24 protein-coding genes are annotated in these 23,948 nt (G+C 60.9%); 9 read left to right on the forward strand and 15 right to left on the reverse strand.

Annotated elements, in window-relative coordinates; all coding sequences use genetic code 11:
* Nucleotides 1–16: 16 nt before the first annotated feature.
* The 4 genes from DNK10_RS21020 to DNK10_RS21035 all read right to left on the reverse strand — a co-directional run bounded on the left by DNK10_RS21020 (nucleotide 17) and on the right by DNK10_RS21035 (nucleotide 3,987).
* Complete coding sequence (locus DNK10_RS21020; protein WP_131182070.1) at nucleotides 17–829, reverse strand: AraC family transcriptional regulator; 813 nt, start codon at nucleotides 827–829, stop codon at nucleotides 17–19.
* 230 nt (nucleotides 830–1,059) lie between these two features.
* Nucleotides 1,060–2,352, reverse strand: coding sequence for a PQQ-dependent sugar dehydrogenase (locus DNK10_RS21025; protein WP_131192885.1), 1,293 nt, complete (start codon nucleotides 2,350–2,352; stop codon nucleotides 1,060–1,062).
* The gene (locus DNK10_RS21030; protein ID WP_131182068.1) at nucleotides 2,349–2,777 is read right to left on the reverse strand and encodes a DUF2231 domain-containing protein; all 429 of its coding nucleotides are present in this window, start codon (nucleotides 2,775–2,777) and stop codon (nucleotides 2,349–2,351) included. The genes DNK10_RS21025 and DNK10_RS21030 overlap by 4 nt, the downstream gene beginning before the upstream one ends.
* Before the next feature lie 310 nt (nucleotides 2,778–3,087).
* On the reverse strand, nucleotides 3,088–3,987 hold the full coding sequence (locus DNK10_RS21035) for an AraC family transcriptional regulator (protein ID WP_131192886.1): 900 nt from the start codon (nucleotides 3,985–3,987) through the stop codon (nucleotides 3,088–3,090).
* A 186-nt stretch (nucleotides 3,988–4,173) separates the two neighbouring features.
* Here DNK10_RS21035 and DNK10_RS21040 point away from each other — a divergent pair, with 186 nt between their 5' ends.
* Both DNK10_RS21040 and DNK10_RS21045 read left to right on the forward strand, forming a co-directional pair.
* Nucleotides 4,174–4,698, forward strand: coding sequence for a nuclear transport factor 2 family protein (locus DNK10_RS21040; protein ID WP_131182066.1), 525 nt, complete (start codon nucleotides 4,174–4,176; stop codon nucleotides 4,696–4,698).
* 190 nt (nucleotides 4,699–4,888) lie between these two features.
* On the forward strand, nucleotides 4,889–5,128 hold the full coding sequence (locus tag DNK10_RS21045; RefSeq protein WP_131182104.1) for an Atu4866 domain-containing protein: 240 nt from the start codon (nucleotides 4,889–4,891) through the stop codon (nucleotides 5,126–5,128).
* A 43-nt stretch (nucleotides 5,129–5,171) separates the two neighbouring features.
* Here the strand turns inward: DNK10_RS21045 and DNK10_RS21050 are convergent, their stop codons facing one another.
* Together DNK10_RS21050 and DNK10_RS21055 are read right to left on the reverse strand one after the other, a co-directional pair.
* Nucleotides 5,172–5,762, reverse strand: a complete 591-nt coding sequence (locus DNK10_RS21050) for a glutathione S-transferase family protein (RefSeq protein WP_131182065.1) — start codon at nucleotides 5,760–5,762, stop codon at nucleotides 5,172–5,174.
* On the reverse strand, nucleotides 5,759–6,187 hold the full coding sequence (locus tag DNK10_RS21055; protein ID WP_131182064.1) for a VOC family protein: 429 nt from the start codon (nucleotides 6,185–6,187) through the stop codon (nucleotides 5,759–5,761). Before DNK10_RS21055 ends, DNK10_RS21050 begins: the two co-directional genes overlap by 4 nt.
* A gap of 113 nt (nucleotides 6,188–6,300) precedes the next feature.
* Between DNK10_RS21055 and DNK10_RS21060 the strand changes: the two genes are divergently transcribed.
* Nucleotides 6,301–7,203 carry a LysR family transcriptional regulator gene (locus DNK10_RS21060; protein ID WP_131192888.1) on the forward strand — a complete coding sequence of 301 codons (903 nt, stop codon included), beginning with the start codon at nucleotides 6,301–6,303 and terminating at the stop codon, nucleotides 7,201–7,203.
* Nucleotides 7,204–7,357: 154 nt separating this feature from the next.
* On the opposite strand, the gene DNK10_RS26205 is transcribed toward DNK10_RS21060, so the two are convergent.
* The gene (locus DNK10_RS26205) at nucleotides 7,358–10,639 is read right to left on the reverse strand and encodes a hypothetical protein (RefSeq protein WP_244216295.1); all 3,282 of its coding nucleotides are present in this window, start codon (nucleotides 10,637–10,639) and stop codon (nucleotides 7,358–7,360) included.
* A 494-nt stretch (nucleotides 10,640–11,133) separates the two neighbouring features.
* On the opposite strand from DNK10_RS26205, the gene DNK10_RS21070 reads away from it, so the two are divergent.
* Both DNK10_RS21070 and DNK10_RS21075 read left to right on the forward strand, forming a co-directional pair.
* Complete coding sequence (locus DNK10_RS21070) at nucleotides 11,134–11,316, forward strand: hypothetical protein (RefSeq protein ID WP_131182062.1); 183 nt, start codon at nucleotides 11,134–11,136, stop codon at nucleotides 11,314–11,316.
* 156 nt (nucleotides 11,317–11,472) lie between these two features.
* Nucleotides 11,473–11,937, forward strand: a complete 465-nt coding sequence (locus DNK10_RS21075; RefSeq protein WP_131192890.1) for a hypothetical protein — start codon at nucleotides 11,473–11,475, stop codon at nucleotides 11,935–11,937.
* A gap of 112 nt (nucleotides 11,938–12,049) precedes the next feature.
* On the opposite strand, the gene DNK10_RS21080 is transcribed toward DNK10_RS21075, so the two are convergent.
* From DNK10_RS21080 to DNK10_RS21095, 4 genes are all read right to left on the reverse strand, one after another.
* Nucleotides 12,050–13,144, reverse strand: coding sequence for a hypothetical protein (locus tag DNK10_RS21080; protein WP_131192891.1), 1,095 nt, complete (start codon nucleotides 13,142–13,144; stop codon nucleotides 12,050–12,052).
* A complete protein-coding gene (locus DNK10_RS21085) occupies nucleotides 13,141–14,133 on the reverse strand; it encodes a hypothetical protein (protein ID WP_131182059.1) in 993 nt (330 codons plus the stop codon). The genes DNK10_RS21080 and DNK10_RS21085 overlap by 4 nt, the downstream gene beginning before the upstream one ends.
* 269 nt (nucleotides 14,134–14,402) lie before the next feature.
* Nucleotides 14,403–14,942 carry a thioesterase family protein gene (locus DNK10_RS21090; RefSeq protein WP_131182058.1) on the reverse strand — a complete coding sequence of 180 codons (540 nt, stop codon included), beginning with the start codon at nucleotides 14,940–14,942 and terminating at the stop codon, nucleotides 14,403–14,405.
* Nucleotides 14,943–15,719: 777 nt separating this feature from the next.
* On the reverse strand, nucleotides 15,720–16,055 hold the full coding sequence (locus DNK10_RS21095) for an ArsR/SmtB family transcription factor (protein WP_131182057.1): 336 nt from the start codon (nucleotides 16,053–16,055) through the stop codon (nucleotides 15,720–15,722).
* A 53-nt stretch (nucleotides 16,056–16,108) separates the two neighbouring features.
* Between DNK10_RS21095 and DNK10_RS21100 the strand changes: the two genes are divergently transcribed.
* A complete protein-coding gene (locus DNK10_RS21100; RefSeq protein ID WP_131182056.1) occupies nucleotides 16,109–17,200 on the forward strand; it encodes an NADH:flavin oxidoreductase/NADH oxidase in 1,092 nt (363 codons plus the stop codon).
* 144 nt (nucleotides 17,201–17,344) lie between these two features.
* On the opposite strand, the gene argC is transcribed toward DNK10_RS21100, so the two are convergent.
* Nucleotides 17,345–18,274, reverse strand: a complete 930-nt coding sequence (gene argC, locus DNK10_RS21105) for an N-acetyl-gamma-glutamyl-phosphate reductase (RefSeq protein ID WP_131192892.1) — start codon at nucleotides 18,272–18,274, stop codon at nucleotides 17,345–17,347.
* A 106-nt stretch (nucleotides 18,275–18,380) separates the two neighbouring features.
* Between argC and DNK10_RS21110 the strand changes: the two genes are divergently transcribed.
* A complete protein-coding gene (locus DNK10_RS21110; RefSeq protein WP_131182054.1) occupies nucleotides 18,381–19,280 on the forward strand; it encodes a LysR family transcriptional regulator in 900 nt (299 codons plus the stop codon).
* A 41-nt stretch (nucleotides 19,281–19,321) separates the two neighbouring features.
* On the opposite strand, the gene DNK10_RS21115 is transcribed toward DNK10_RS21110, so the two are convergent.
* Together DNK10_RS21115 and DNK10_RS21120 are read right to left on the reverse strand one after the other, a co-directional pair.
* The gene (locus DNK10_RS21115) at nucleotides 19,322–20,479 is read right to left on the reverse strand and encodes a phospholipase D-like domain-containing protein (RefSeq protein WP_131182053.1); all 1,158 of its coding nucleotides are present in this window, start codon (nucleotides 20,477–20,479) and stop codon (nucleotides 19,322–19,324) included.
* 116 nt (nucleotides 20,480–20,595) lie between these two features.
* A complete protein-coding gene (locus tag DNK10_RS21120; protein ID WP_131182052.1) occupies nucleotides 20,596–20,889 on the reverse strand; it encodes a hypothetical protein in 294 nt (97 codons plus the stop codon).
* Between the two features lie 246 nt (nucleotides 20,890–21,135).
* Between DNK10_RS21120 and olsB the strand changes: the two genes are divergently transcribed.
* Together olsB and DNK10_RS21130 are read left to right on the forward strand one after the other, a co-directional pair.
* Nucleotides 21,136–21,894: an L-ornithine N(alpha)-acyltransferase gene (olsB, locus tag DNK10_RS21125; RefSeq protein WP_131182051.1), complete on the forward strand. Its 759-nt coding sequence runs from the start codon at nucleotides 21,136–21,138 to the stop codon at nucleotides 21,892–21,894.
* Nucleotides 21,895–22,226: 332 nt separating this feature from the next.
* Nucleotides 22,227–22,994, forward strand: a complete 768-nt coding sequence (locus tag DNK10_RS21130) for a lysophospholipid acyltransferase family protein (protein ID WP_131192893.1) — start codon at nucleotides 22,227–22,229, stop codon at nucleotides 22,992–22,994.
* Nucleotide 22,995: 1 nt separating this feature from the next.
* On the opposite strand, the gene DNK10_RS21135 is transcribed toward DNK10_RS21130, so the two are convergent.
* A complete protein-coding gene (locus DNK10_RS21135; protein ID WP_131182049.1) occupies nucleotides 22,996–23,844 on the reverse strand; it encodes a universal stress protein in 849 nt (282 codons plus the stop codon).
* Nucleotides 23,845–23,948 lie beyond the last annotated feature (104 nt).

A 23,948-nucleotide genomic window follows, 5' to 3' on the forward strand; every position in this document is an offset into this window, starting at 1 on the left:
TGCAAGCCGGGGTCTGTTAACGCGGCTTCACCATGCTCAGCCAACGGGCCGGGGACAGGCCGAAGCTTTTGACGAAATGACGTGTCATGTGGCTCTGGTCGAAAAAACCGGCGATCAGCGCCGCATCGGCCAGGCCGATACCCGCCAACAGCAACTCTCGACAGCGATCCAGCCGGCGCATCGTCACATAGCGATAGGGGCTGGTGCCGAACAACGCACGGAAATCCCGGGACAGGCTCCAGCGATCCCGCCCGCTGACATGCTCCAGTTCATCCAGGGTAATGCTGGCGCCGTTGCGGCCATGGATGTACTCCCTCGCCCGCTGCGCAGCGGGATAGTCGAAGGCGCGACGCCCCCGGTTTTTCCCGGCGACCGCTTCCAGCGCACGAGCGAGGTCGTAGATCGCATCGTCTTCTTCCAGGGGCTCGAGAGGATGATCCATCGCCTGCATGAACGACTCGGTTGCCCAGCGCAGGCGCAGGTCGTCGCTGAGCCCACCCGCGACAAAGGGCAGCGGTTTGCCGCCCAGCACCTGCTGGATTAGCAATGGATCGATATAGAGCATGCGATAGCGGAAGCCGTCCTCGGTACCCGCCATGCCGTCATGCAGCTCATCCGGATGCAGCACCAGCGTGCCGCCGGGAAGGCTGTGGCGCATCGCGCGGCGGTAACGAAAACTCTGCACGCCGGAAAGCGTGCGGCCAATGGCGTAGGAGTCGTGGCGATGCGGGTCGTAACCGTGGCCGCTGAAATAGGCCTCTATGCGCTCCACCCGACCTGGCGCGTGACTGCGTAGCACCCAGTCCCGCCCGTTCGTATGCGTGCCCATGACTCGACCTCCCCGCCGCTGCGCTATCTGACGCAGCAACAGTAAATCGCTTTGGACTGGAAGTCTTTGCATACCTGCAGCGGTAGCCATGTCATTACCGACCGCCCCATGCTTCAGCACGGGCTGGTAACGCACAATCGACCGTCCACCACGAAGCGATTTCGCGATGGACGGCAGCCGCCTCTTCAATCCAGCCCCCTGGGCGGCTTGCCCGCCCCGGGGCTCACGACTTACTGATTACGCGTCACCCTCCACACCGTATTGGCAAGATCGTCCGCGATGATCAGGGCGCCGCTTGGATCGACGGTGACGCCAACCGGCCGGCCGCGGGTTTTCCCTTCGTCATCCCGGAAGCCCGTGGCGAAGTCGATCGGCTCACCGGCAGGACGTCCGTCATCGAACGGCACGAAGATCACCTTGTAGCCCACCGGATTGTCGCGGTTCCAGCTGCCATGCTCGCCGACGAAAACGCCGTTGGCGAACTGCTCGCCCATCTCCGGTATGGAAAAGTCGACACCCAGTGCGGCGACGTGGGAGCCCAGGCTGTAATCCGGCTTGATCGCTGCGGCTACCTTGTCCGGGTTGTCCGGCTTCACGCGCGTATCGGCGTTCTGGCCCCAGTAGCTGTAGGGCCAGCCGTAGAACTCGCCTTCACGCACCGAGGTCAGGTAATCCGGAACCAGGTCAGGCCCCAGTTCATCGCGCTCGTTGACCACGGCCCACAATTGCCCGGACTCAGGCTGAATCGTCAGCGCCGTCGGGTTACGCAAACCGGTCGCGTAAGGCCTGTGGGCTCCGGTCTCGGCATCGACCTGCCAGACCAGCGCTCGATCAGCTTCGACCTCCATGCCGCGCTCGCCGATATTGCTGTTGGAGCCGATACCCACGTAGAGATAGCGCCCATCCGGACTGATGGTCAGCGCCTTGGTCCAGTGGTGGTTGATCTCGGACGGCAGGTCGGTGACCTTGGTCGGCGGGCCACCCGCTTCGGTCTGGCCTTCTTCGTAATCGAAGCTGACCAGCGCATCCTGGTTGGCCACGTACAACTTGCCATCGGCGAAGGCCAGACCATACGGCGCGTTGAGGTTTTCGGCGAACACCGTCTGCACCTCGTAGGTGCCGTCGCCATCGGCGTCACGCAACAACGTCAGGCGATTGCCACCCTTGACCTTGGTATTGCCCTGGGCCTTGATGTAGCCGGCGATCACGTCCTTCGGTTTGAGCTTCGCGGCGTTACCCCCGCGGCCTTCCGCGACGAGGATATCGCCATTGGGCAGGACGAGGGTCTGACGAGGAATCTTCAGATCGGTCGCGATCGCCGTGACGCTGAATCCCTCAGGCACCGTGGGCTTCTGATCGCCCCACTCCTCCGGTTCGGCAATCTTCATGCTCGGCAACAGACCGCGTTGTGGCTCCGGCAACTTGGGATCCGGGCCGCGATCCATGGTGGTCTCCGCTTCGCCGCCACATGCGCTCAGGAACAGCGCCATGCTCAGGGCAGTCAGTGCGCTTACATTTCTCATTCGACACCTCCCGAACGCAGGCCGCTGAGACCGATCCACGCGGTAACGCTGATCAGCAGGGTCACGATGACCGACAGCACCAGACTCGCCGGCATGACGGCCCATGCGTCTTTCGCATGTTCAAAGGCATTGACCAGCCCGAGCACCCAGGTGATCAGCAGCAACAGGAAATACATGACCGGTCGCCCGGCCTTGCGGTCAGCGCGGATCAGATTGGCCAGCGCGAACAACAGTGCCAGCCCGCAGAACAACAGCCCACCGGCAATAAGCCAGGCGGCGAAGTTGCTCCACTGAATCTGGAAGGTCTTGTAGTAGGCGATGTCACTCAGCAAAGCGCCGAGAAACAGGGGGACGGTTCCGGCAAGCAAGATCGCGTGCAGCGGGCTTGGTGTGCTTCGGTAGACGGGGTGGGCAGTGACGTTCACGGGCGGCTCCTTATCGTTCAGCGATCCTGGAGGCTCTGTGCGGGGGCATCGGCCCATCAGGCTCGCGCTGACTGCGCATAGAAAAGGATCATGCTGCCGGAGCGTTAGTTCACCTCCATTTCAGCGCGAAACATCTTGAAAAATGCCCCCGACGCTCTTGTCGTAGGGTAATAGCCACCGCCAATGCAGCGTTAACGCGACACCTCGTCAAAGTGCTATGCGATCTCGGTGAGTGGATGATCCGTCCTTAGAACTGCACCTATTCTTAGAGGCCAGGAATAAAGCGTAAGCGGCTCGACTCCGAGCCCAATCATCCCGCAGACATTTCCGCAGCCCTGCGCAGCCGTCCGGCGTCCTTGGCCGGTGGCAGGCCGAACATGCGGGCGTAATGCCGGCTGAACTGCGAGGGGCTTTCATAGCCCACCCGGTATCCGGCACCAGCAGCATCGACCGCTTCGGCGACCATCAGCCGGCGTGCTTCCTGCAGCCGCAGCTGGCTACGGAATTCCAGCGGGCTCAGCGAGGTAACGGCCTTGAAATGTGCATGGAAGGTGGAGCGGCTCATGCCAGCGATATCGGCAATTTCCTCGATTCGGCAGGGTTCGCTGTAATGGCTGCGTAACCAGACGATGGCCTTGGCGATCTGATTCAGACGACTGTCGGCCTGCGCCATTTGCCGTATGACGCCGTTGCCGCTCCCGGTCAGAAGTCGGTACAGCATCTCGCGCGTCACCAGCGGAGCCAACGCTTCGATATCACCGGGTTTGTCCAGCAAACTGGCAAGCCGAGCCGCCGCATCCAGCAGTTCGGGGCTCGTATCGTTGAGCACAATGCCCGCGGCGGGCGCAGCATCGCTGGCGTCCGCAGAGGGATAGCGCAGCGCCAGATCGCTCAACGTGGCCATATCCAGATTGAGCACCAGGCACAGATAGGGAGCCACCTCACTAGCCTCGATGACCGCGCCGAACACCGGTAGGTGCACGGATGCGATGAGGTAGTTGGCCGCGTCGTACACATAGGCCGTGGTACCCAGCATCACGCGTTTGCGCCCCTGCACGATGAGGCACAGGGTCGGTTCATAGACCACGGGCATTGGCACCGTCGGTATGCTCGAACGAGCCAGGCTCACACCCGGAATCGGTGTTCGATGCATGCCGTCGGACGGCATATGGCGGCTGATGATATCGATCAGCGTTTCAACAGGGCTCATGCCTCCTCCTTGCAAGATCAGTGTGTAGCGCTCCCCTATCCGCTCGGACGATCGTACAAGGAAGCAGGACGATGCGGCTACGGGCAGGCACCGCCATGGAGGCAGACTCATTTCACCCGGAATGAAACCGATTGGCTCATCCCGGCCACGCCCCTAGAAACGACGATGAGACCAAGGAGCCCCACCATGCACCCACCGCCCCCGCGTAGTATCCGCTCAGCCACTCTGGCATCCACGCTGCTGATCAGCCTGGTTCTATGTTCGAGCGTCGCCAGTGCGGCCGTAGAACGTGATGTCGAAACACGCAACAAGCAAATCGTCACCGAGGCGTTCGATCGCTGGGCTGCCGGCGGAACGACGTTCTTCAGCGACGTGCTGACGCCCGACGTGACGTGGACGATAAAAGGATCCGGACCCAGTGCTGGCGTCTTTCAAGGCCGTGAGCATTTCGTCGAGCAGGCCGTTCGCCCCTTCGTGTCGCGTCTATCCACCTCAATCAAACCGGTCAGCAAACAGGTCTGGGCAGATGGAGACCATGTGATCATCAACTGGGATGGCGCCGGGGTTGCGCGCGACGGCCAAGCCTACGAGAACAGCTATGCGTGGATCTTCCACATGCAGAACGGCAAGGCGGTGGAGGTCACCGCGTTCCTCGATCTGGTGCCCTACGATGACGTGCTGCAGCGCATTCCTGCACCTGCGGCCGAGTGAGCGAACTGCCCGTGGCGGCCGTTACAGACGCTGGCGCAGCCAGTAACCGGAGAGCGATATGACTTATCGACCAGCGATCATGAGCGGCCTGTTGCTCGGCTCGCTTTACCTGTTCCCACCAGCACCGGTGCTCGGCTCGACCCCGACCGCCACGGGCGACGAACACAGACAGCGGAGCGTGGAGAAAACAATGCCCAAACACTCATATGTCGGAATGTGGGTAACAGATGATGGACATATCCGCCATGAACTGCTGCCCAATGGCCGCTATGACGAAGCCAGGGGGAATCAGGAAAGCGCCTATCAAGGCCGTTATGAAGTGGAAGGCACTCACATCGATTATTGGGACGACACGGGCTTCACCGCCGATGGCGAATTCGTCGACCAGAACACCCTCCACCATGGCGGCATGATCTTCCGCCGCCGATGATGCTGGGCAAGGCGTAACCTGCGCGCCACCATTGTCCCTCCCACTATCGCGGCTTGGGCAAGTACCCCGGCAAGGCCTCCAGTCGTGCGATCCAGCGTGCGACGTGGCGGTACGGGGCGAGATCCACACCGCCTTCCGGGGCCAGCGCCACGTAAGGATAGACCGCGCAATCGGCAATCGAAGGCCGCCCGATCGCCAGCCAGTCATGGTGCTCCAGATGCTTGTCGAGCAGCGAGAGAACCCCTGGCGACTTCGCCAGAGCAGCGGGCTGATCCAGGTCATAGCCGAACTTCTGCACCAGCCGTGCGGTGCACAGGCTGTGCTGAACCTCGTTGGCGGCGAAAGACAGCCACTGAACGATATCCGCCTGGCCTTGGGGATGAGCCGGCCACCACGCCAGGCCACCGTATGTGCCCGCGAGGTAAACCAGAATGGCCTGCGAATCGCGGAAGACCCGCGACCCATCCTGCAGAATCGGCACTTGGCCCAACGGATTCAGGTCGGCGAGCGGCGGCTTCTTGTGCGCACCGCTGAGAAAATCCACTGCCTCTATTTCCAGCTCGATATTGGCCAGAGCGGCGAAAAGCCTGACCTTGTAACAGTTGCCAGAGCCGTCCAGATCGTACAGTTTCATTGTGCATCTCCATCGACCAGTTGATTGAATTCAAGGACGTTGCCATCCGGGTCACGAATGAACAGCGCGATACGCCGAGGGCCGATGTGATGCGGTCCCTCGGTGATGACGATCCCCTGCGCCTCCAGCCAGAGCTGGAGGGCCTGGAGATCATCGACAATGAAGGCCGGGTGAGTCATTCCGGGCAGCTTTATCGGCGCATCCAGCAACGCGTTGTGGGCCTTGGGCACGCGCACGCCGTTGAAGATCAGGTTGATACGCACACCATCCGCGGTGAGCATCTCGTTGGCCTCGAATTGCGGAAAGCTCGCACTCTCCACGAAGCCGAGCATCTGGTAGAAAGACAGCGCACGGTTCTTGTCGCTGACGCGAATTCCGATATGGTCGTATGCCATGATTCGGGCGGGGCTAGATCGCTGGTTCATGATTGAAACTCCGGGTGAGATCAGTCCCTGCAGTTTCCGCCCAAGCCCGTGTTCCACCTATGGTGTGAACCTGACAAGACCTATGCGGTAATCGCACAAATCGAAGGGTGACAATGGACAGGCTCAAGGCAATGGCCAATTTCGTGCGGATCGTCGACAGCGGCAGCCTGAGTGGAGCGGCCGATTCGACGGGCCAGTCCGTCGCGTCGCTGGTACGCTCGCTGGCTGCGCTGGAGCGCTACCTGGGAGTTCGTTTGCTGAACCGCAGCACGCGGCGCATGGCCCTCACCGACGAAGGCGAGCAATACCTGGCCTGGAGCCGCCGCACGCTCGCCGAATTCGATGACATGGAACAGCGGCTGGAAGCGCGTGATGGCGTCGCTCGCGGCCTGCTTCGGGTGACCGCACCCATGGAATTCGGGCAGCGCTACGTGGCACCGCTGGTAAACGCCTTTCTCAAGGATCACGGAGAAATAGCGGTCGAGCTGAGCCTGAACGACCATATCGTTCCCCTGCTCGATGACCGCCTCGACCTGGCGCTGCGCATCGGCCACCTGCCCGACTCGGCCATGATTGCGCGCAGGATCGGCACCACGCGACTGGTCACCTGCGCAAGCCCGGACTACCTGCACACCGCCCCTGCCATCGATACGCCGGAATCGCTGCGCGAGCACGCCTGCATCACATTGGCCTCGCAAGGCAGGCACTGGTACTACCGCCACAAAGGCAAAGAGCTGGTCGAAAACATTACGCCGAGGCTGGTATGCAATCAGATTCGTGCCGCCAGCCAGGCCAGCGTACAAGGCGTAGGCATTACCCGGCTGATGCATTACCAGGTGGCGGACGAGCTGGCTGACGGCCGCCTGGTCAGAGTCCTCAGGGATTTCGAACCGGCGGATTTACCAATTCAACTGGTCTACCCGCACTCCTTGCAGCTCTCGCCGCGCGTCAGAGCCTTCGTGGAATGGGCATGTCCGCAACTGGAGAGGCTTACGCCGGATCCTGATGGTGACTAGCGTCTGTTTTCAGCCAGAAGTGGATTCATCTCTTTTCGAGCGACCATAAGGTGGGCAATCGCGTCGTCGATCCAGGGTCTCTCGCAGGGAGCTCGACCGGTGGAGTTGCTCCTGGGCCGGTCGAGCACGAGGTGATCAGAGGCGGTTACATGACCTACGCCATCTGTGTATCGAGGTTGGCACCATCCCCCTTGTAGTCGTCGTGCACCAGGTGATCCCAACCGTTTTCAGGTAGGCGGCCTTCCTCACGGTAGAACTCGTACTCTTCTTCGCGGTACTCGAAGATGCTCTGGTCATCCGGCGCGTCCCGCTGGGCGTAGTTGTACATGTAGTCATCCAGGAACTCGTAGCGAAGCAGGCCGTTTTCGGTCAGCAGGCCCTGCTCGTCCAGATCCTTGAACAACTGATCGAGATCGGCACGATGAGCATCCATGCGGTTGTTGTGCTTGATGTCCTCGACGATCAGGAACGGCGTCAGCGCCACGGTCAATGCAGCACCTACCCATAACAACGGACCGGCGATGGCCCTGGCGGCATTCGAACCCATCAGGGCGGCCATCTGTGCACCACCGCCCGCGAAATTGAATGCTCCGGCGGCGACGGTGATCGCACCTTGCGCTACAGCGACCTGATCGTTGCTGCTCACTCCCGACTTGATCTTCAAGCCGCCCAGCACCAGATCGGCAATGCCGGTGAAGGTGTTGGCGCCGGCATCCATGATCCGCAGGAATGCAGAAATACCCCGGGTGGTCGGTGTGCTGCCATTGAGTCCGGGATTCTTGGCGAAGCCATCGCGGAAACCATCGTTGAGCGTCTTGAGCTGCTCGTCGGACATGTTCAGCTTTTCCGCGAGCTTCTCCTTGTTGTCGATGGGGGCGGCATCGATGGCGGCGTTGAAGTCTTCGAAAAGCTTCTTCACCTCCCCCTCGACCAGGCTGATATTGCGCCCGGCGCCTTCCGGTACATCCTTGCCAAAGATCTGTGGCAACGACTTGTCCAGCCCGAGCATCTGATTGACCTGGGTGCCGCGGATGCTGTCGTAGATATTGCTGCCCAGGTTGACGAAATGTTGGCCAGCGCCGAGTACGCTGACGAAGTCCTTGGCAATGGCCAGACGCTCTTCCGGCGTATCAGCCAAGGTACCGCCCTTGCCGGCAAGCTGGTAGATGCCCGACGCCAGGGAAATCAGACCGCCCGTGGAGCCCAGCGCACCATTGGCGTTCAGTTCGGTGATGGTCTTGAGCATACTGCCATGGGCGCCCTCGCCCAGGGTTTTGTAGATATCCTTGCCCATGACCTTGTCGATATCCGCAGTGGTCACCGTGCCATTCTTGGCGAAGGTCGCGCCCAGTTCCTTCAACGCCTCGCCAAAGGCCTTGGCGGTCTGCTTGTTACCCAGGAACTCCTGAACGAAACGCTCCGTTTCCACGGTACGACGGGTCATGTCGACGCCGCCTTTCTTCAGCGTGGTGAGGAGCGTCTTGATAGCGTCCTGCGTAGCCAGGGCGGTGTTGTCATCGCTGATGAGCGAAGGATCCGCCATCAGCTTGTCGAGATCCATGGTGGTGGCATCGATCATCATGTGCTGCGAAAACTGTGCAGCCTTGTCCGGATCGAACGCCGCGATGGAAGCGTAGGTCTTGGCGATATCCGCTTCGGCCAGATCACCCAGCCCCTTCTCCTTCAGGTCAGCGATATAACGTGAATACTCTTCGGAAAATGCCGTGTCTTCGAGTTTCTCGCGCACGCCGTCTTTGTCTGGCAGCGCGTCCACGGCCTTGTCTTGCTGAGCCTGGAAATCCTTCTGGACACTTTCGGAGCCGAACAGCTGGGCAACCTGCTCGTCGACCTTGTCCCGATCGATGATCGAGGACAAATCATCGCCATTGGCCTTGGCGGTGTTTTTGCCCATGGAGATGTCCAGCGTCACCATGTCCAGACCATTTTCAGTAGCGACCTGGGCGCGTAAGGCGTTGTACAGTTTGGCGCGGTCGTCATCCCTGGCGATACTGCCGTTGTCGATCCCGGCCTTCCAGTCCTTCATCAGGTTCTGCCAGGTCATCTCGCTGACCGTGAGCTTGCGGTTCTTGTCGTTGGGATCGACAGTGGTGGTCTCGAGATTGGCGATATCGAGTTCGCTTGCCGGTGGCAGCCCGGCAGCTTTACGGGCGAAATCCATCTTGCTGTCCTCAGTCGGCTCAGGCCCCTTGAGGGCGGAAAACCCATGCTTGCCGAAGTCCTGCAGGCGCCCGGCCTCGGTGCCATGCCTGGCCTCGCCGCTCTTGGTGACGCCGTCGATACTGCCGTTACCAATGTCGCCGCCAGTGAGCACCTTGCCATCGGCATCGTGTGTCTCGATGTGCTCCAGCACCTGGGAGGCGCGGTAGGCGGCATCGGCGTCGGTTTCGAAATCACCGACCTGCTCCTTGAGCATGTCCTTGATGCCGCTCTGGTTGCCCAGGTTCTTGAGCAGGGGATCGCCGTCGATGATCTCCTGTGCGCTGCGCTCGTCGTTCTTCGGCCGCTCCCAGACGATGCCCAGTTGTTCGGCCTGCGCCCTGGCCTCCTTGTTGTCCGCAGCCGAACTGGGATTACGCAGCTCGCCCTGCAAGTGCGAGAAACCGTACTTGCCGAAGTCCTGGAGGCGGCCCGCCTCGGTGCCGTTCTTGGCGTCACCGCCCTTGGTGAAGCCATCGACGCTGCCATTGCCGACATCCTTGCCGGCAATCTTGTCACCCGAACCGTCGAGCGTTTCGATGTGTTCGAGAACCTGCGCCGCACGGAACGCGGCATCGGGATCGTTCTCGAAATCACCGACACGCTCCTTGAGCATGTCCTTCACGCCGCTCTGGTTACCCAGGTTCTTGAGCAGCGGGTTATCGTCGATGATCTCCTGCGCCGAACGTTTGTCGCCTTCCGGGCGCTCCCACTGAATGCCAAGCGCCTCGGCCTGCTCACGGGCTTCCTTGTCATCGGCAGCGGTGCTCACGTCGTTGAGCTTGCCTTCGAGATGGCCGAAGCCATATTTACCGAAGTCCTGCAGCCGGCCGGCTTCGGTGCCGTGCTTGGCATCGCCACCTTTGGTGAAGCCATCCACTCGGCCGTTATCGATGTTATCGCTGACGATGCGATTGCCACCGCCGTCTATCTTCTCGATATGTTCGAGCACCTGAACGGCCCGAAAGGCGGCGTCAGGATCATTCTCGAAATCACCGACACGCTCCTTGAGCATGTCCTTCACGCCGCTCTGGTTACCCAGATTCTTGAGCAGCGGGCTATCGTCGATGATCTCCTTCGCGGAGCGCTTGTCGTCCTCGGGCTTCTCCCAACGTATGCCTGCTTGCTTGGCCTGCTCGGCAGCCTGCTCCCAGTTTTTGACGGAGTTCGAATCTCCATCCGCGTTGACGCCTGCATTGCTCGTAGCCTTGACGGTCATTGTCTAATCCTTCTGCGGGACACCAGAAAAGTGCAGTGACTGCCGGTGCTTGCATGGCTGCTCGCAAGCCTCGCTACTGGATGAACTGGCAAAAGTGGATACGGAGCGCTTGCGCTCCGTCCGGATCACGCCCTGAACGTAAATACGCATCGGTAGCGGGACGCGCTCCATGAAAACCGCTGCGCATGAAAATACGATGACGCTTCATCAACCGGCCTGCTGGGCAAGCTGATGCAGGTCGTACACGTTGGCGAGGATTTGCGAGGCGTAAACGTTCTGGCCGAAGAAGACCGTATCGAGCTCTACAGGCTGCCGGGATGACGTTTCATCGGTGAACTGCGGCGCACGCTCATATCAGCTGAATCCTTCTGGCTCCCACACAGTCATACCTCACCAGTGGTAGCAGATTCTTTTGACCTTTCTTCCGGCCGGCTACAGGCCATGACCGAGGTGCAGATATGGCGACGCATAGTGAGATGGTACTGGAGCAGGCCATGCTGGCCGTTCTGGGTGCCTGTATCGACCTGGGTTATGACGTCGACAGGTTGACCCAAAAAGCTCAGGTGCTGGTTCTGGATAACAGCAAATATACCTACGTCGAGCAGCCCCATGCCTCGACGCCACACGAGGCGATTGAAAGAGCGCTTTCGACCGTGAAAAGCGCTCCGCGTCTCTAGGGTCGGCTCCCAAAGCTGTGAAACGCTGTGAAATATTCAGCGATTTGCGAATTGCTGTGAATGCAATGCGCGCGAGCCATTTGCTTGCTGCTAACGTCCGGAACGACGGCAGCATCAACTGCCACGCGCCATACATCCATTGAGGGAGCAGGGCCGATGTCTACTACCGTGTCACCCACTGGCGGCAATCCGAATACGCAAAATTCCTCGACTTCGGTATTCGATGCCAAGCTGGATATCGCCAAGTCCAGCAAGACCATCGCCGACTACATGCGCCAGAACGGAAAGTCTGCCATTACCGGACGAGAAATCTCGCAGTTGGCCAACGATACCTCGGGCAAGGTTCCTGGCGATGTTGTCGAGGCGGCCAAATACATGCAGCGCCATCCGGATGTATTCACCGCCATCGAAACCCACGACGTGGCGGGTGCCGATGATCTATCTGGCGTCTGGAACCTCGATTGGGCAGCCAGTGGCGGGCTGAAGGGCACACCGACCGAGGCCATTGCCAAGATGCAGGACACTTTCGACTTCGCCATCGCCAAATCGGCGCAAATCACCGAGATCACCACCGCCAGTAAAGCCGAGCTGGATTCGACCAAACAGCGGCCAAGCAACTGATACCAGGGCGCGCAGGCGGCGCCCTACTCCCTATCGAACGTCAAGGAGCCGTGATGCCCCTTGGCGTTCGGCCGTCATCACTGCCGCGCGCCATTCGTCCGTACAAACGGTCTCAAGGATCCAGCCGCCGACGCAGCCATGAGAACGGCGCCAGCAGGCAAAAAACCGTATACGCCATCGACCGTGTGAGGATGCGTGCCAGCACGGGAGCCGGTCGCCACTCACGTCCGGGCACGAAGGCACCAACCGGACGAAAGTGCGTCAGCGGGCGGGTCAGAAAACCGTGCCACAACCCTTCACGTGAAATCAGCACGCGCAGATTCTCGGGGATGAAGAACCCCGAATGACGGTAATCCTCGGTACGCACATTGAGAACCGCTTTTGCGTCATAGCCCGCCACTCCGCCAGGGCCCGCTCCGGGAATGGCGTATTGCGCATAGGGCACTGCGCCGTCCTGGGCGCCGACGTGATTCAGAATGGCCTCGATGCGGCCCTCGGCGACAAGGCGATCCCAATCGAAATCCGGGCGTACGATGCTCGCTGCGGTGATGATGCGGCCGAACTTCAGGTCGGCGAAATCCGGGTCTTCCAGTACGCGCGATAAAAGCAGCGTGCCAAAACTGTGGGCAATGATGTCCGGCCTCGACGGATGCCGGCTTTTCTCTGCCTGCCCGATGGCGATCCTCATCCGCTCACCCAGGCGCTTGGCCAGCCGGCGATGCAGCCAGCGTGCGAATACGTCGATGGTCGCCCAGCCGTATTTGTAGATGAGCACAGGCGCTGAATAGCTGAGGCGATTGGCGATTTCCCAGCTGAATTCTTCCTGCCATTTGGCGCGGCTGTTCATGCCATGGATGACGATCACCCACCTGATATCGCGGCTGCTCTGTCCCGCCAGCCGATAGAAATACTCGACGATGGCCTCGCAACCCTCCTGCTGATAATCCGTGTGGCAATACGGGCAGGAGACCGGGCATACACCAGGCGGCAGAACCCTGCCGCATTCGCGAACGGGGCAACGATAGGCCTCGATTCTGCGCGCCGCCGCGGATGCGACGAGGCTGTCGAAGAAGGCCTGCAGGGCTTTGTCGCTTTCCAGAGCATCGACCGCCTGTGCGAACTGCTCCAGGGTGAATTCCAGGTCAACGCCCTGCTCCAGGCGCCGGTTGATTTCCGCCTGCCAGCGGCTTAGTGATGATGGACTCATGGCGCGTTGTTGTACTCCCAGAGCAGCTCGACGATGCGCACGATGTCCTCGCGCTTGCACTGCGCCCAGATCCGCAACCTGGCCTCGCGGCCATAGACCTGAACGGCGATTCGCCGACTCGTGCCATGCTCCTCGGCGGCAAAATGCAGCATGCCCTGCGCCCGGTCGAACTGGCCCGTATCCACGGCCTGTAGCACCACGCGCACCGGCTCCACGGCTTCGATTCCGCCTTCTGCCAGGGTCGACGCCATTTCCACATAGCCGCCATCGAGCTCGAAGCGGGTCGAATGCACGCCCTTTCCTTTCGCCGCTGCCACCTTCACCGCCTGGTTGAGCGGAATCGGCACCGGGGCAGTATCCGAGCAGCCGATGGCCGCCAGCGTCGCGCGGATATCCTGGAAGACGGCCTTGTGGTCGATGTCGGGGTTGCGGTGGATCAGAATCGCGCAATAGGGATCGCCGAAACGCCATTCGTAGCGGACGACACTGCGGTCGAGGCGTTGCCGATAAGCATCGAAGCGATAACGCTCCAGCCCTTCTTCAACAACGAAGTCCTTTGGCTTCCAGCGATTCCAACCGGCCTTGCACTGATGCCAGACCATCGACAGACCGCCGTTGCCCAGACCGATATGCTTCAGCTCCAGCGTCTCGGGAAACTCCAGACTGGCGCTCGCACTCAGTGCACCGGCATGTGGGCTTGCCGCGATACCGGCGGCGAGCGCGCCGGGCTCGATCTGCGGGGGCTCGATCAGGTAAAGGTGCTGATCGCCCCAACCCTCGACTTCCGCCAGCCAGGCTTCTAGGTTTTCCTGGGTAAGCTCATCGGCATCGATGGCGGCGTCCAGGTTGGCGGCAAAGTCTTCCTTGGTCGCCCCGATCCTGGCGCTGGTGCCACGCAGCAGCTCCTTGATGAAGGCATTTCCCTGGGCAACGATGACGCGTCGCACCAGCTCCTTGAGTTGCGGTTTGCTCAGCGGTTCCGTGCCCATGCCCTCTCCGATGCAAAGCCTCATGCCGGAGCGTGACAAGCGCACCGCATGAAATAGCGATGCGCCATCATACTGCGTGGAAAGGTGTTTCGCTTCACTGGGATAACCTGCCGATCACTCGGTTGGGCCTCAGGCAACGCTCCGGGGAATGTTGCCCTTTGCCCCAGGAGACGGGGTCTCACAATCGATAGAGCCGGTTTACGTCTAGAGGGTAATCTGAACCCTCCGAGCAGCCTGAAGGCTCCATGGCTACGCGATGTTCAGCCTGTTTACTCCTGCTCGCTACGCAACTGGTTGCTCAGTTGCTCGCAACTCTCAGACCAGTTCGTCAGCCAGGACGGCAGTTCCGGGGATTGCTCCGGCAAACCCAGTTCGCGGGCATATTCTGCCGGCGGCACGTTGCCTTTCGGCCCCCGAAACAACCCACGCATGATGACCACGCCCACCACCCGACCAGCCTTGACGAAACGGTGCTCGACGAAACTCCACTTGTCATCCCAACCCAGCATACGGGTGTGAATCTCGAAAGCTTCGAACAGCTTCAGCTCGCGGCGGAACTTGCCCCACACGTCGCCGACGATGGGCAGAGCACGATGGCGCAGGGCAACCTGAAACGCGCCACTGCGCAGCACGTAATCCATACGCCCGACATCGGAGAGAGTGAAGTAGCGACCGTTGGTGACATGGCGGTTCAGATCCAGATCCAGCGGCCAGACGCGCATGCGTACGACAGTGGTTTCAAAAGCAGGTACCGGCCGGCGCCATGGTCGGCGCAGGAGCATCAGAAAAAGACGAAACCAGAGATTCATGAGGTAAAGGCCTGCGTAAGCGAACGACGCTGCACTGTAAGCAGGGCGCGTCAGGCAAGGTAGCTGCAGAACTGCCTTACTCCATGGGGTTTACGCAAAAAGCCACTGCCATACCCGTCAAGCTACCCATCGAAACCCTGCTAACGAACAAACCATCCACTAACCCTCTACTGCAGGCGTTTCAATTACGGCGCAGTCATAACCCCGACGTCGAATCGGCCTCATCGTCACAGGGATGGATATTGCCAGCGATTCCCTTGTCCCCCGACTCCAACGCCCTTTTTGTTTGGGCGATGAAGTCGAGAAACACCGCTTGCACCAGTGCACAGTTGGCGAGTTGTGCGGTGCTCAGATACCTGCGCCCTACGCATTGACCGCTCGCAGACATGGCTTTGAAACATATGCCCGTCGGGCCTCTTTCGAGGTCGAGCTGACAACCTGTTTCAGCAGTGAATCTATTTATATATTTGTCCATAAGCTTGTGAGGCAAAGACATGTAAATCGGTTCGCACTGTATGGATACCGCTCGTCACGCCACTCGCTTCCTGACCCCCTTGGGCCAATCACACTCTCGATGAGGGCGCTCGATCCACTCGTGACGCTGCGAAAACGTGCATAGGGCTCCGTGGCCTGTCGAGGCCCATCTGGAAAACCAGATCGAGGTCTCCATCGATGTGCGTACGCAGCGGGTATGAGCGTGTGCAGCGGCAACCTTTTCAGCTGAGGCCGCAGGGAGAAATCATCAGTTCGAATGAAAGGTATCGCAAAAGCCCGCGATCACTGCTGCAGCAGGATGGCGGCCAGCAGTCCAGGGAAGCGTGTATTCAGCTCATCGGCGCGCAGCGAGTTCATGTGCGTGGTACCGATATTGCGGGTATGCACCAGGCCGGCATCGCGTAGCACCCGGAAATGGTGGGACATGCTGGACTTCGGGCGGCCGCCATCGAGTTCACCGCAGGTGGCTTCCGGCACACCTGACAGGCAGCGAACGATTTCCAGGCGGACAGGATCGCTCAGGGCGTAAAGCAGACGCTCGAGAGTCAGGTCGCTGGGATCGGGATGTTTGAAGGCTCGCATGCTGCACATGATAACGAGGCTATCGACAATTGCCATAGTTCGATTATGATCGAACAAACGTAAATGAACGAACCATCCGGAGTCTGTCCATGTCTGCGCTGTTCGAACCCTTCAAGCTGAAAGACGTTACCCTTCGCAACCGCATCGCCATCCCGCCGATGTGCCAGTACATGGCTGAAGACGGCGTCATCAACGATTGGCACCACGTTCACCTGGCCAGCCTGGCCCGTGGCGGCGCTGGTCTGCTGGTCGTCGAGGCCACCGCCGTGGCGCCGGAAGGCCGCATTACCCCGGGTTGCGCCGGCATCTGGAGCGATGAGCACGCCCAGGCATTCATCCCGGTGGTCAAAGCCATCAAGGCTGCCGGCTCCGTGCCAGGCATCCAGATCGCCCACGCCGGCCGCAAAGCCAGCGCCAACCGCCCGTGGGAAGGTGATGACCACATCGCGGACAACGATTCGCGCGGATGGGAAACCATCGCGCCGTCCGCCATCGCCTTTGGTGCCAACCTGCCGAAAGTGCCGCGCGCCATGACCCTGGAAGACATCGCCCGTGTGCGCCAGAACTTCGTCGACGCCGCCCGCCGCGCCCGTGACGCCGGCTTCGAATGGATCGAGCTGCACTTCGCCCACGGCTACCTGGGCCAGAGCTTCTTCTCCGAGCACTCCAACCAGCGCACCGATGCCTACGGTGGCAGCTTCGAAAACCGCAGCCGCTTCATGCTGGAAACCCTCGCCGCCGTCCGCGAAGTCTGGCCGGAGCACCTGCCGCTGACCGCCCGCTTCGGAGTGCTCGAGTACGACGGCCGTGACGAGCAGACCCTCGACGAATCCATCGAACTGGCTCGCCGCTTCAAGGCTGGCGGCCTGGATCTGTTGAGCGTCAGCGTCGGCTTTACCATCCCCGATACCAACATCCCATGGGGCCCGGCATTCATGGGCCCCATCGCCGAGCGCGTGCGCCGCGAAGCCGACCTGCCCGTAACCTCCGCCTGGGGCTTCGGTGCGCCGCAGTTGGCGGAAGACGCGCTGAAAGCCGGCCACCTCGACCTGGTCTCGATCGGCCGCGCCCACCTGGCCGACCCGCACTGGCCATACTTCGCCGCCAAGGAACTGGGCGTCGACAAAGCCTCCTGGACACTGCCAGCCCCCTACGCCCATTGGCTGGAACGCTACCGCTAAGCGGCGATAGCGCCGTTCGCCCGGCTACTGGAGTAGCTGGGCGAACGCAGCAATCGAGGACATCTGATCCCCACGAACTCCCTACTGGGAGATGCCCACTGTCTGTAGAAAGCGATACCCAGATACACCTGCAGATCACTCCGCTCACACACCACTCATCATCAGATCTAAATTCTGCACCGCAGCCCCGGCTGCTCCCTTCCCAAGATTGTCGAAAACTGCCGCCAGTAAAACCTGTCCCGATCCCTCGTTATCCAGGATGGCTAGTCGCATTCCATCGCTTCCATTGAGTGATTGAGGATCCAGATGAGTCAGCTCATTCGCCTCATGCCTCGGCATTACTTGAACGTGCTTCGTAGCGCGGTAGTGCATTTCTAGGCACTCATGTAGCTGCCGGGCGTTGACGCCCTCGGCTAGAAAGCGGCTGTGCAGTGCAACGGTTAGCACGATGCCCTGCCGAAAGGCCCCATAGGCAGGCACGAAGACAGGCCGCTCTGTCAGCCCACTTTGCTGCTGAATTTCCGGAACATGCTTATGAGCGAGGCCAAGACCATAGACCTGAAATGCCGGAGCCAGTATGGACTGCTCTCCTTCGTACTCATCAATGCCGGTTCGGCCTTTCCCGGAATACCCGGATACGGCATGGATGACCGCGGGATAATCTCGTCGCACTAAGCCAGCTCTCAACAATGGTCTTAGCAATCCAATCGCGCCAGTGGGGTAGCAACCTGGGTTACTGACCCGGTTCGCCATCGCGATTCGCCGAGGCTGTCCGGAATCCATCTCGGCAAAGCCATAGATCCAATCTGGATGAGTACGATGCGCGGAACTTGCATCAATGACCCTGACATCAGGGTTTTCAATAGCTGCCACAGCGTCACGGGACGCCGGATCGGGCAAGCAAAGAATCGCAAAATCACAGGTATTGATGGCCTCGGCACGACGCCTGGAGTCCTTACGATGCTCGGGAGCCAGCGTTATCAACTTGAGATCGCTTCGATTACGCAGACGCTGGTGAATCTGCAAGCCGGTGGTGCCTTGGTCGCCGTCGATAAATACAGTCGGATATTTCATGAGTCTTCAACTCTTGGAGAAGAAATCTCATCCTCCAAGAACCAATAAAGTTGTAAAAGTTGAATTTATAAAACCTATAATTCATATTTTCTGAATCGAGCTACTGATGCGTGAAATCAGCCTGGATCGCCTGCGCACACTGGTTGCCGTCGCTGACTTGGGTTCGTTTGCCGAAGCGGCCACACTGCTGAATCTCGCGCCGCCAACCGTCAGCCTGCATATATCGGAGCTGGAATCGCGTGTTGGCGGCAAGCTCCTCACCCGTACTCGAGGAAACATTCAGCCCTCTGCGATTGGCTACACATTGATTGAACGTGCACGCCGCTTACTGGCGGATGCCGAGCAAGCGCTGGACGAAGTAAAGCGACAGGTGCAAGGACTGACCGGACGTGTACGACTAGGCGCCTCTACAGGCGCACTCGCCCAACTGTTGCCGCAGGCGTTGGAGATATTGAGCGAGCGCCACCCGGCAATAGATGTTCAGGTATCCGTACTGACATCACAGGAAACACTGAAGAACCTTGCCGAGGGCCAATTGGAAATTGGCTTGGTCGCACTGCCGCAGTCAGCCGTTAAAAACCTGCATATCGAGCCGTGGAGACGTGATCCCGTGATGGCTTTCGTACCCGCTCGCTGGGATTGCCCCGATAGGGTGACGCCAGAATGGATGGTGGATCAACCGCTGATTCTGAATGACAAAAGTACTCAGCTATCGAGGCTGGTTGCCGACTGGTTTGTCCATGCTGAAAAGCAGCCGGTACCTCGTATTCAGTTGAACTACAACGATGCGATCAAAAGTCTCGTCGCTGCGGGATATGGCGCAACGCTGCTTCCCCACGAAGCGTCGACACCGCAACCCGACGCAAGAATCCTCATGCGCTCCATACATCCTACGCTGTGGCGACAACTCGGGATCGCCCATCGAAGCAAAGATCTGGAACGCTCGACGCAGCACGTTCTCGATGTCTTATGGGAGTTGAATACGGATCAGATACCGGAAGATTAACCCGCAGGCCATACGCCTTTACCTGCGCATGCTGGCTCGTATCAACGACGCCGATCGAGCAGATTGACCACCAGGCGATCCAGCCAGCCCCACAGGCGCTGACGCAGACGTTTCCAGAACGGCCGCGCCTGCCACATCTGCAAATCGACCTCGCGACTCTGCGGGAAATCGGTTTCGAAACTCTGCAGCACCGCCTGGGTGAAGTCCGCATCCAGGGTCTCGACGTTGGCGTCGAGGTTGAAGCGCAGGTTCCAGTGGTCGAAGTTGCAGGAACCGACGCTGCTCCAGTCGTCCACCAGCACCATCTTCAGATGCAGGAAACGCGGACGAAACTCGAAGATACGCACGCCCGCCTTGAGCAGCCGCGGGTAGTAACGCTGCCCGGCAAAGCGCACGGGCGGGTTATCGGTGTGCCGGCCACTGAGCAGCAGGCGAACGTCGACGCCCCGCGCCGCTGCCTTGCGCAGCGCACGGCGGACTTTCCAGGTGGGCAAAAAGTACGGGGTGGCCAGCCACACGCGCCGTTGCGCACCGTTCAGTGCACGGATCAGCGATTGCAGGATGTCGCGATGCTGACGGGCATCGGCATAGGCGACCCTGCCCCAGCCCGGCCCGGCTGGCGGCAGATGGGGCAGCGGCTTGCGATGCGGTGTGAGGTACGGGCGCCAGGCGAACCGGGCATTGTTGGCCTGCCACTGGCGGTCGAACAGTTGCAGCCAGTCGGCCACCAGCGGCCCGTCGATTTCCACCATCACTTCATGCCAGGCGCTCACCGGCTCGCCGGGCGTCCAGAACTCATCGGTGGAACCGGTTCCACCTACAAAGGCGGTTCGCTCGTCGATCACCAGTAATTTGCGGTGATCGCGGTACAGGTTGCGCATGCCACGGCGCCAGCGCAGCGGGTTGTACCAGCGCAGTTGTACGCCGGCATCGAGCATCGATTGGCGGTCGCGCAGACTGAGGCCCTGGCAGCCGAAGGCATCGAACAGGCAACGCACCGTCACGCCGCGTCGCGCGGCCTCGCACAGGGCACGTAACAGGGCGTCGGTGCAGGCACTACTGACCACCAGATACTGCTCGATCTCGACCGTCTCAAGGGCGGCGTCGATGCACGCGATCATCCGCGGGAAAAAGACCGGCCCATCGTTGAGCAGGGTGAAGCGATTACCTTCCCGCCAGGGAAATACCTGACCGGCCATCAATCACGCACAGAAGGAAAATGGGACGACGGGCACATGGCATCTCGGCAGAGAGGTGGGGATGCGCCACGATAGCCGTCCGGGTACGCCTTGCAAAGCGCGGTGCGCATGGCAAATCAACGCCGCTGGCCGCACATCCGGCAGCGGTCGCCTGCCATCACGCCCGTGCAGCGCTCACAGCCGCCATCCAGGGTGCCGCGGCGCCAGCGCCAGATCTGCAGCAACCGCTGCGTGGCCCACAACGCACCGCACGCCGGCAGCAGGATCATCCAGGGAAAAATCGCCCGCGCGGTCTGCGCCCAGGACGCGAACGAGCCGCTCTGCTGGGACAGCAACACCAGGCCCATCAGCGCGACCAGGCCACCGGCTATGAGGATGAAGGGCAAACCCAGGTTTCTGATGAAGAACATTCGGTGCGTGCGCTCAAAGGCTATCGGTCGCACATGGTAAGCAAGGTTGCGGCAAGACTGAACCCGATCGTTCGCCAGCACCGATGTGCCCTCCGCGGGGGCTGTCACACAAGCATCACCAAAGCTTCACAGTGGTGACACCAGCCCTGCCTAGCCTGCGTTTGTTTCCTGAGTTTACTCAGGTCAGCAGGCCAATCCGGTTCGAGTGAGCAGCAGCGCTGCCCCGACCCGCAACGGAGGTAAGGCATGACCCAGAACGCCATGGCACCCGCGCGCAGCACCACTTCCCGTCGTCTGCAGGCCGAGCGCCTGACCACTCCGTGCGCCTTGCGCGAGGCACAGGCCCTGCGCTTCCGTGTATTCAGCGCCGAGTTCGACGCCAAGCTGAAAGGCGCCGAACTGGGTCTGGACATGGATGACTATGACCTGCACTGCCGGCACATCGGCGTACGTGACCTGAACAGCGGCGAGTTGGTGGCGACTACGCGCCTGCTCGACCACCAGGCAGCCGCCGGCCTCGGGCGCTTCTACAGCGAAGAGGAATTCGCCCTGCATGGCCTGCGTCACCTGCAAGGGCCGGTGCTGGAGATCGGCCGCACCTGCGTGGACAGCGCCTACCGCAATGGCGGTACCATCGCCGTGCTCTGGGCCGAGCTGGCCGAGGTACTCAACGAGGGCGGTTATCGCTACCTGATGGGCTGCGCCAGCATTCCCATGCAGGACGGCGGCATCCAGGCGCAGGCGATCATGCAGCGTCTGCGCGAACGCTACCTGTGCACCGAAAATCTGCGCGCAGAACCGAAAACGCCACTGCCTGCTCTGGAGCTGTCAGGTAACGTCATCGCCGAGATGCCACCACTGCTCAAAGCCTACATGCGCCTGGGTGCGAAAGTCTGCGGCGAGCCGTGCTGGGACAAGGATTTCCAGGTCGCCGACGTGTTCATCCTGCTCAAGCGCGACGAACTGTGCCCGCGTTATGCGCGGCATTTCAAGGCAGCGGTCTAAGAACCTGTTCACGATCTTTCGACGAAATTTCATGTGCAATGACAGCAAAGTGGCGCAAGCGGACGGTCGTAGGATGGGTGAAGCCCATCGGAAATTGATGGGTTTCACCCATCCTACGGGCTGGTGGATGAAAAGAGCGTCATCCACCCTACTTATGCCTTATTGCCGTCATTCATAGGCATATGGGTTCCCAAGTACACAAAGATCATGGACAGGCTCTGAGAAGACGCTTGTCGATGGCGGCCATGCGCGGTAGATAATGCCGCGCCGGTCGCTGCCAGTTCTCGATCAGGGCCCCTCCGACTACTAGCCTTAGCAGGTCAGAAACACCGATGAGCAAACTGCGTTTGTATGTGCGCCTGACCCGCCTGCTGGCGGTAATCGCTGTAGCCACTCTGCTCGCCGCCCTACTGGCTCCCATCGAACGCCTGAGCCGCCGTGACCTAATGGGGTTGCGCCAGCGCCTGACTCGCTGGCTCCTCGCCCGCCTCGGCAACGCCCTGCCGTTTCGCGTCAGCGTCCACGGGCAACTTCCACAAAAGCCCATGCTGTGGCTGAGCAATCACATCTCCTGGACGGACATTCCGCTGATCGGCATGCTGGCACCGCTGTCGTTCCTGTCCAAGGCCGAGGTGCGCACCTGGCCGGTAGCCGGCTGGCTGGCGCACAGGGCCGGCACGCTGTTCATTCGGCGCGGCGCGGGCGATGGCGGCTTGCTGAACCAGCAACTGGGGCGGCACCTGAACAGCGGTCGGCATCTGCTGATCTTTCCCGAGGGCACCACCTGTGATGGAACGGCGCTGCGTACCTTTCACGGCCGCCTGCTGAGCAGCGCCATCGAAAGCGGCATCGATCTGCAGCCGGTGGCCATCCGTTACCTGCGTGATGGGCAGGTGTGTCCTGTGGCGCCCTTCATCGGTGATGACGACATGCTCTCGCACCTGCTGCGCCTGATGAGCAGCGATATCGCCGAGGTGCAGATCCAGTTGCTGGAGCCCATCGACAGCCAGTCAGGCAATCGCAACGAACTGGCCCGTCGCGCCCAGGCGGCCGTCGCTCAGGCGCTGTATGGCGAAGCCACTGTGCAGCAGGCCGCCTGAGTCAGGCGTGCGGTGGCACCACCAGCACGTCGCCGTGGCTGTCCGCCAGCATACGACTGGCAATGCTGCCGAGCAGAAAACGCTGAATCCCCTGGCGGGCATGGGTGCCCATCACCAGAAGATCCGCCGCGGTCTCCTTGCGCACCAGCTCCAGGGCATGCCCCGGCTCGCCCAGAGGTAAGTGCAGACGTGCTTCGGGAAAGCTCACGCCAACCCCCTCCAGGCCGCGCAGCAGTTGCTCGCGCGCCTCGCGGGCCTGGGCCTGCAGCAAGCGTCGGTCGTTGCCCACTTCGGCCACCACACTCACCGGGATCGGCGTGATGGCATAGACCGCGTCGCAGTGCTCGAGGTCGAGCAGATCCAGCTCGCGGGCACGCTGCAAGGCCTGCAGCGAAGCCGGCGACAGATCCAGCGCCAGCAGGGTATGCGCATAGTCCCCCCGCACCTCGTTGGCCACACGCAATACCGGCACATGGCATGCACGGATGAGGCGCGCCACCGTGGTACCTCTGAACAGGTCGAGCAGACGACCAGGCCGATGCTGGCCGACCAGGATCAGATCGGGCTGCAACTGTTCGGCGATCTCGGTGATGACCTGCTCCACCTGCCCCCGCAAGACGAGAACCCGCGGACGGCTGCCTGCCTGCTCGGCGACCTGCTGTGCCTGCTCCTGCAACAGCGCCTCGGCACGCTGCACATGTGCCGTTACAAAGTCTTCGGGCGCATCGTCATCCACCACATGCAACCACGTCCATTCGCCGCCGCCCTGCTTGTGCATCAGCTGTGCAGCACGCTGCACAGCTGGCGCGGAGCGTTCCGAGAGGTCGGTTGCCACCAGTAGTTTTTTCATTGTTGGTCACCTCGCTGACCCTGGGTTCATACCCATTGAACGCCGTAACGCGGCGTCGAATCTTGATCCAGGTCAGACCGCGGGCAGGCAGCCGGGCTACCGTT

This window comes from Phytopseudomonas daroniae, assembly GCF_004327275.1.
GTDB classification, from domain to species: Bacteria; Pseudomonadota; Gammaproteobacteria; order Pseudomonadales; family Pseudomonadaceae; genus Aquipseudomonas; species Aquipseudomonas daroniae.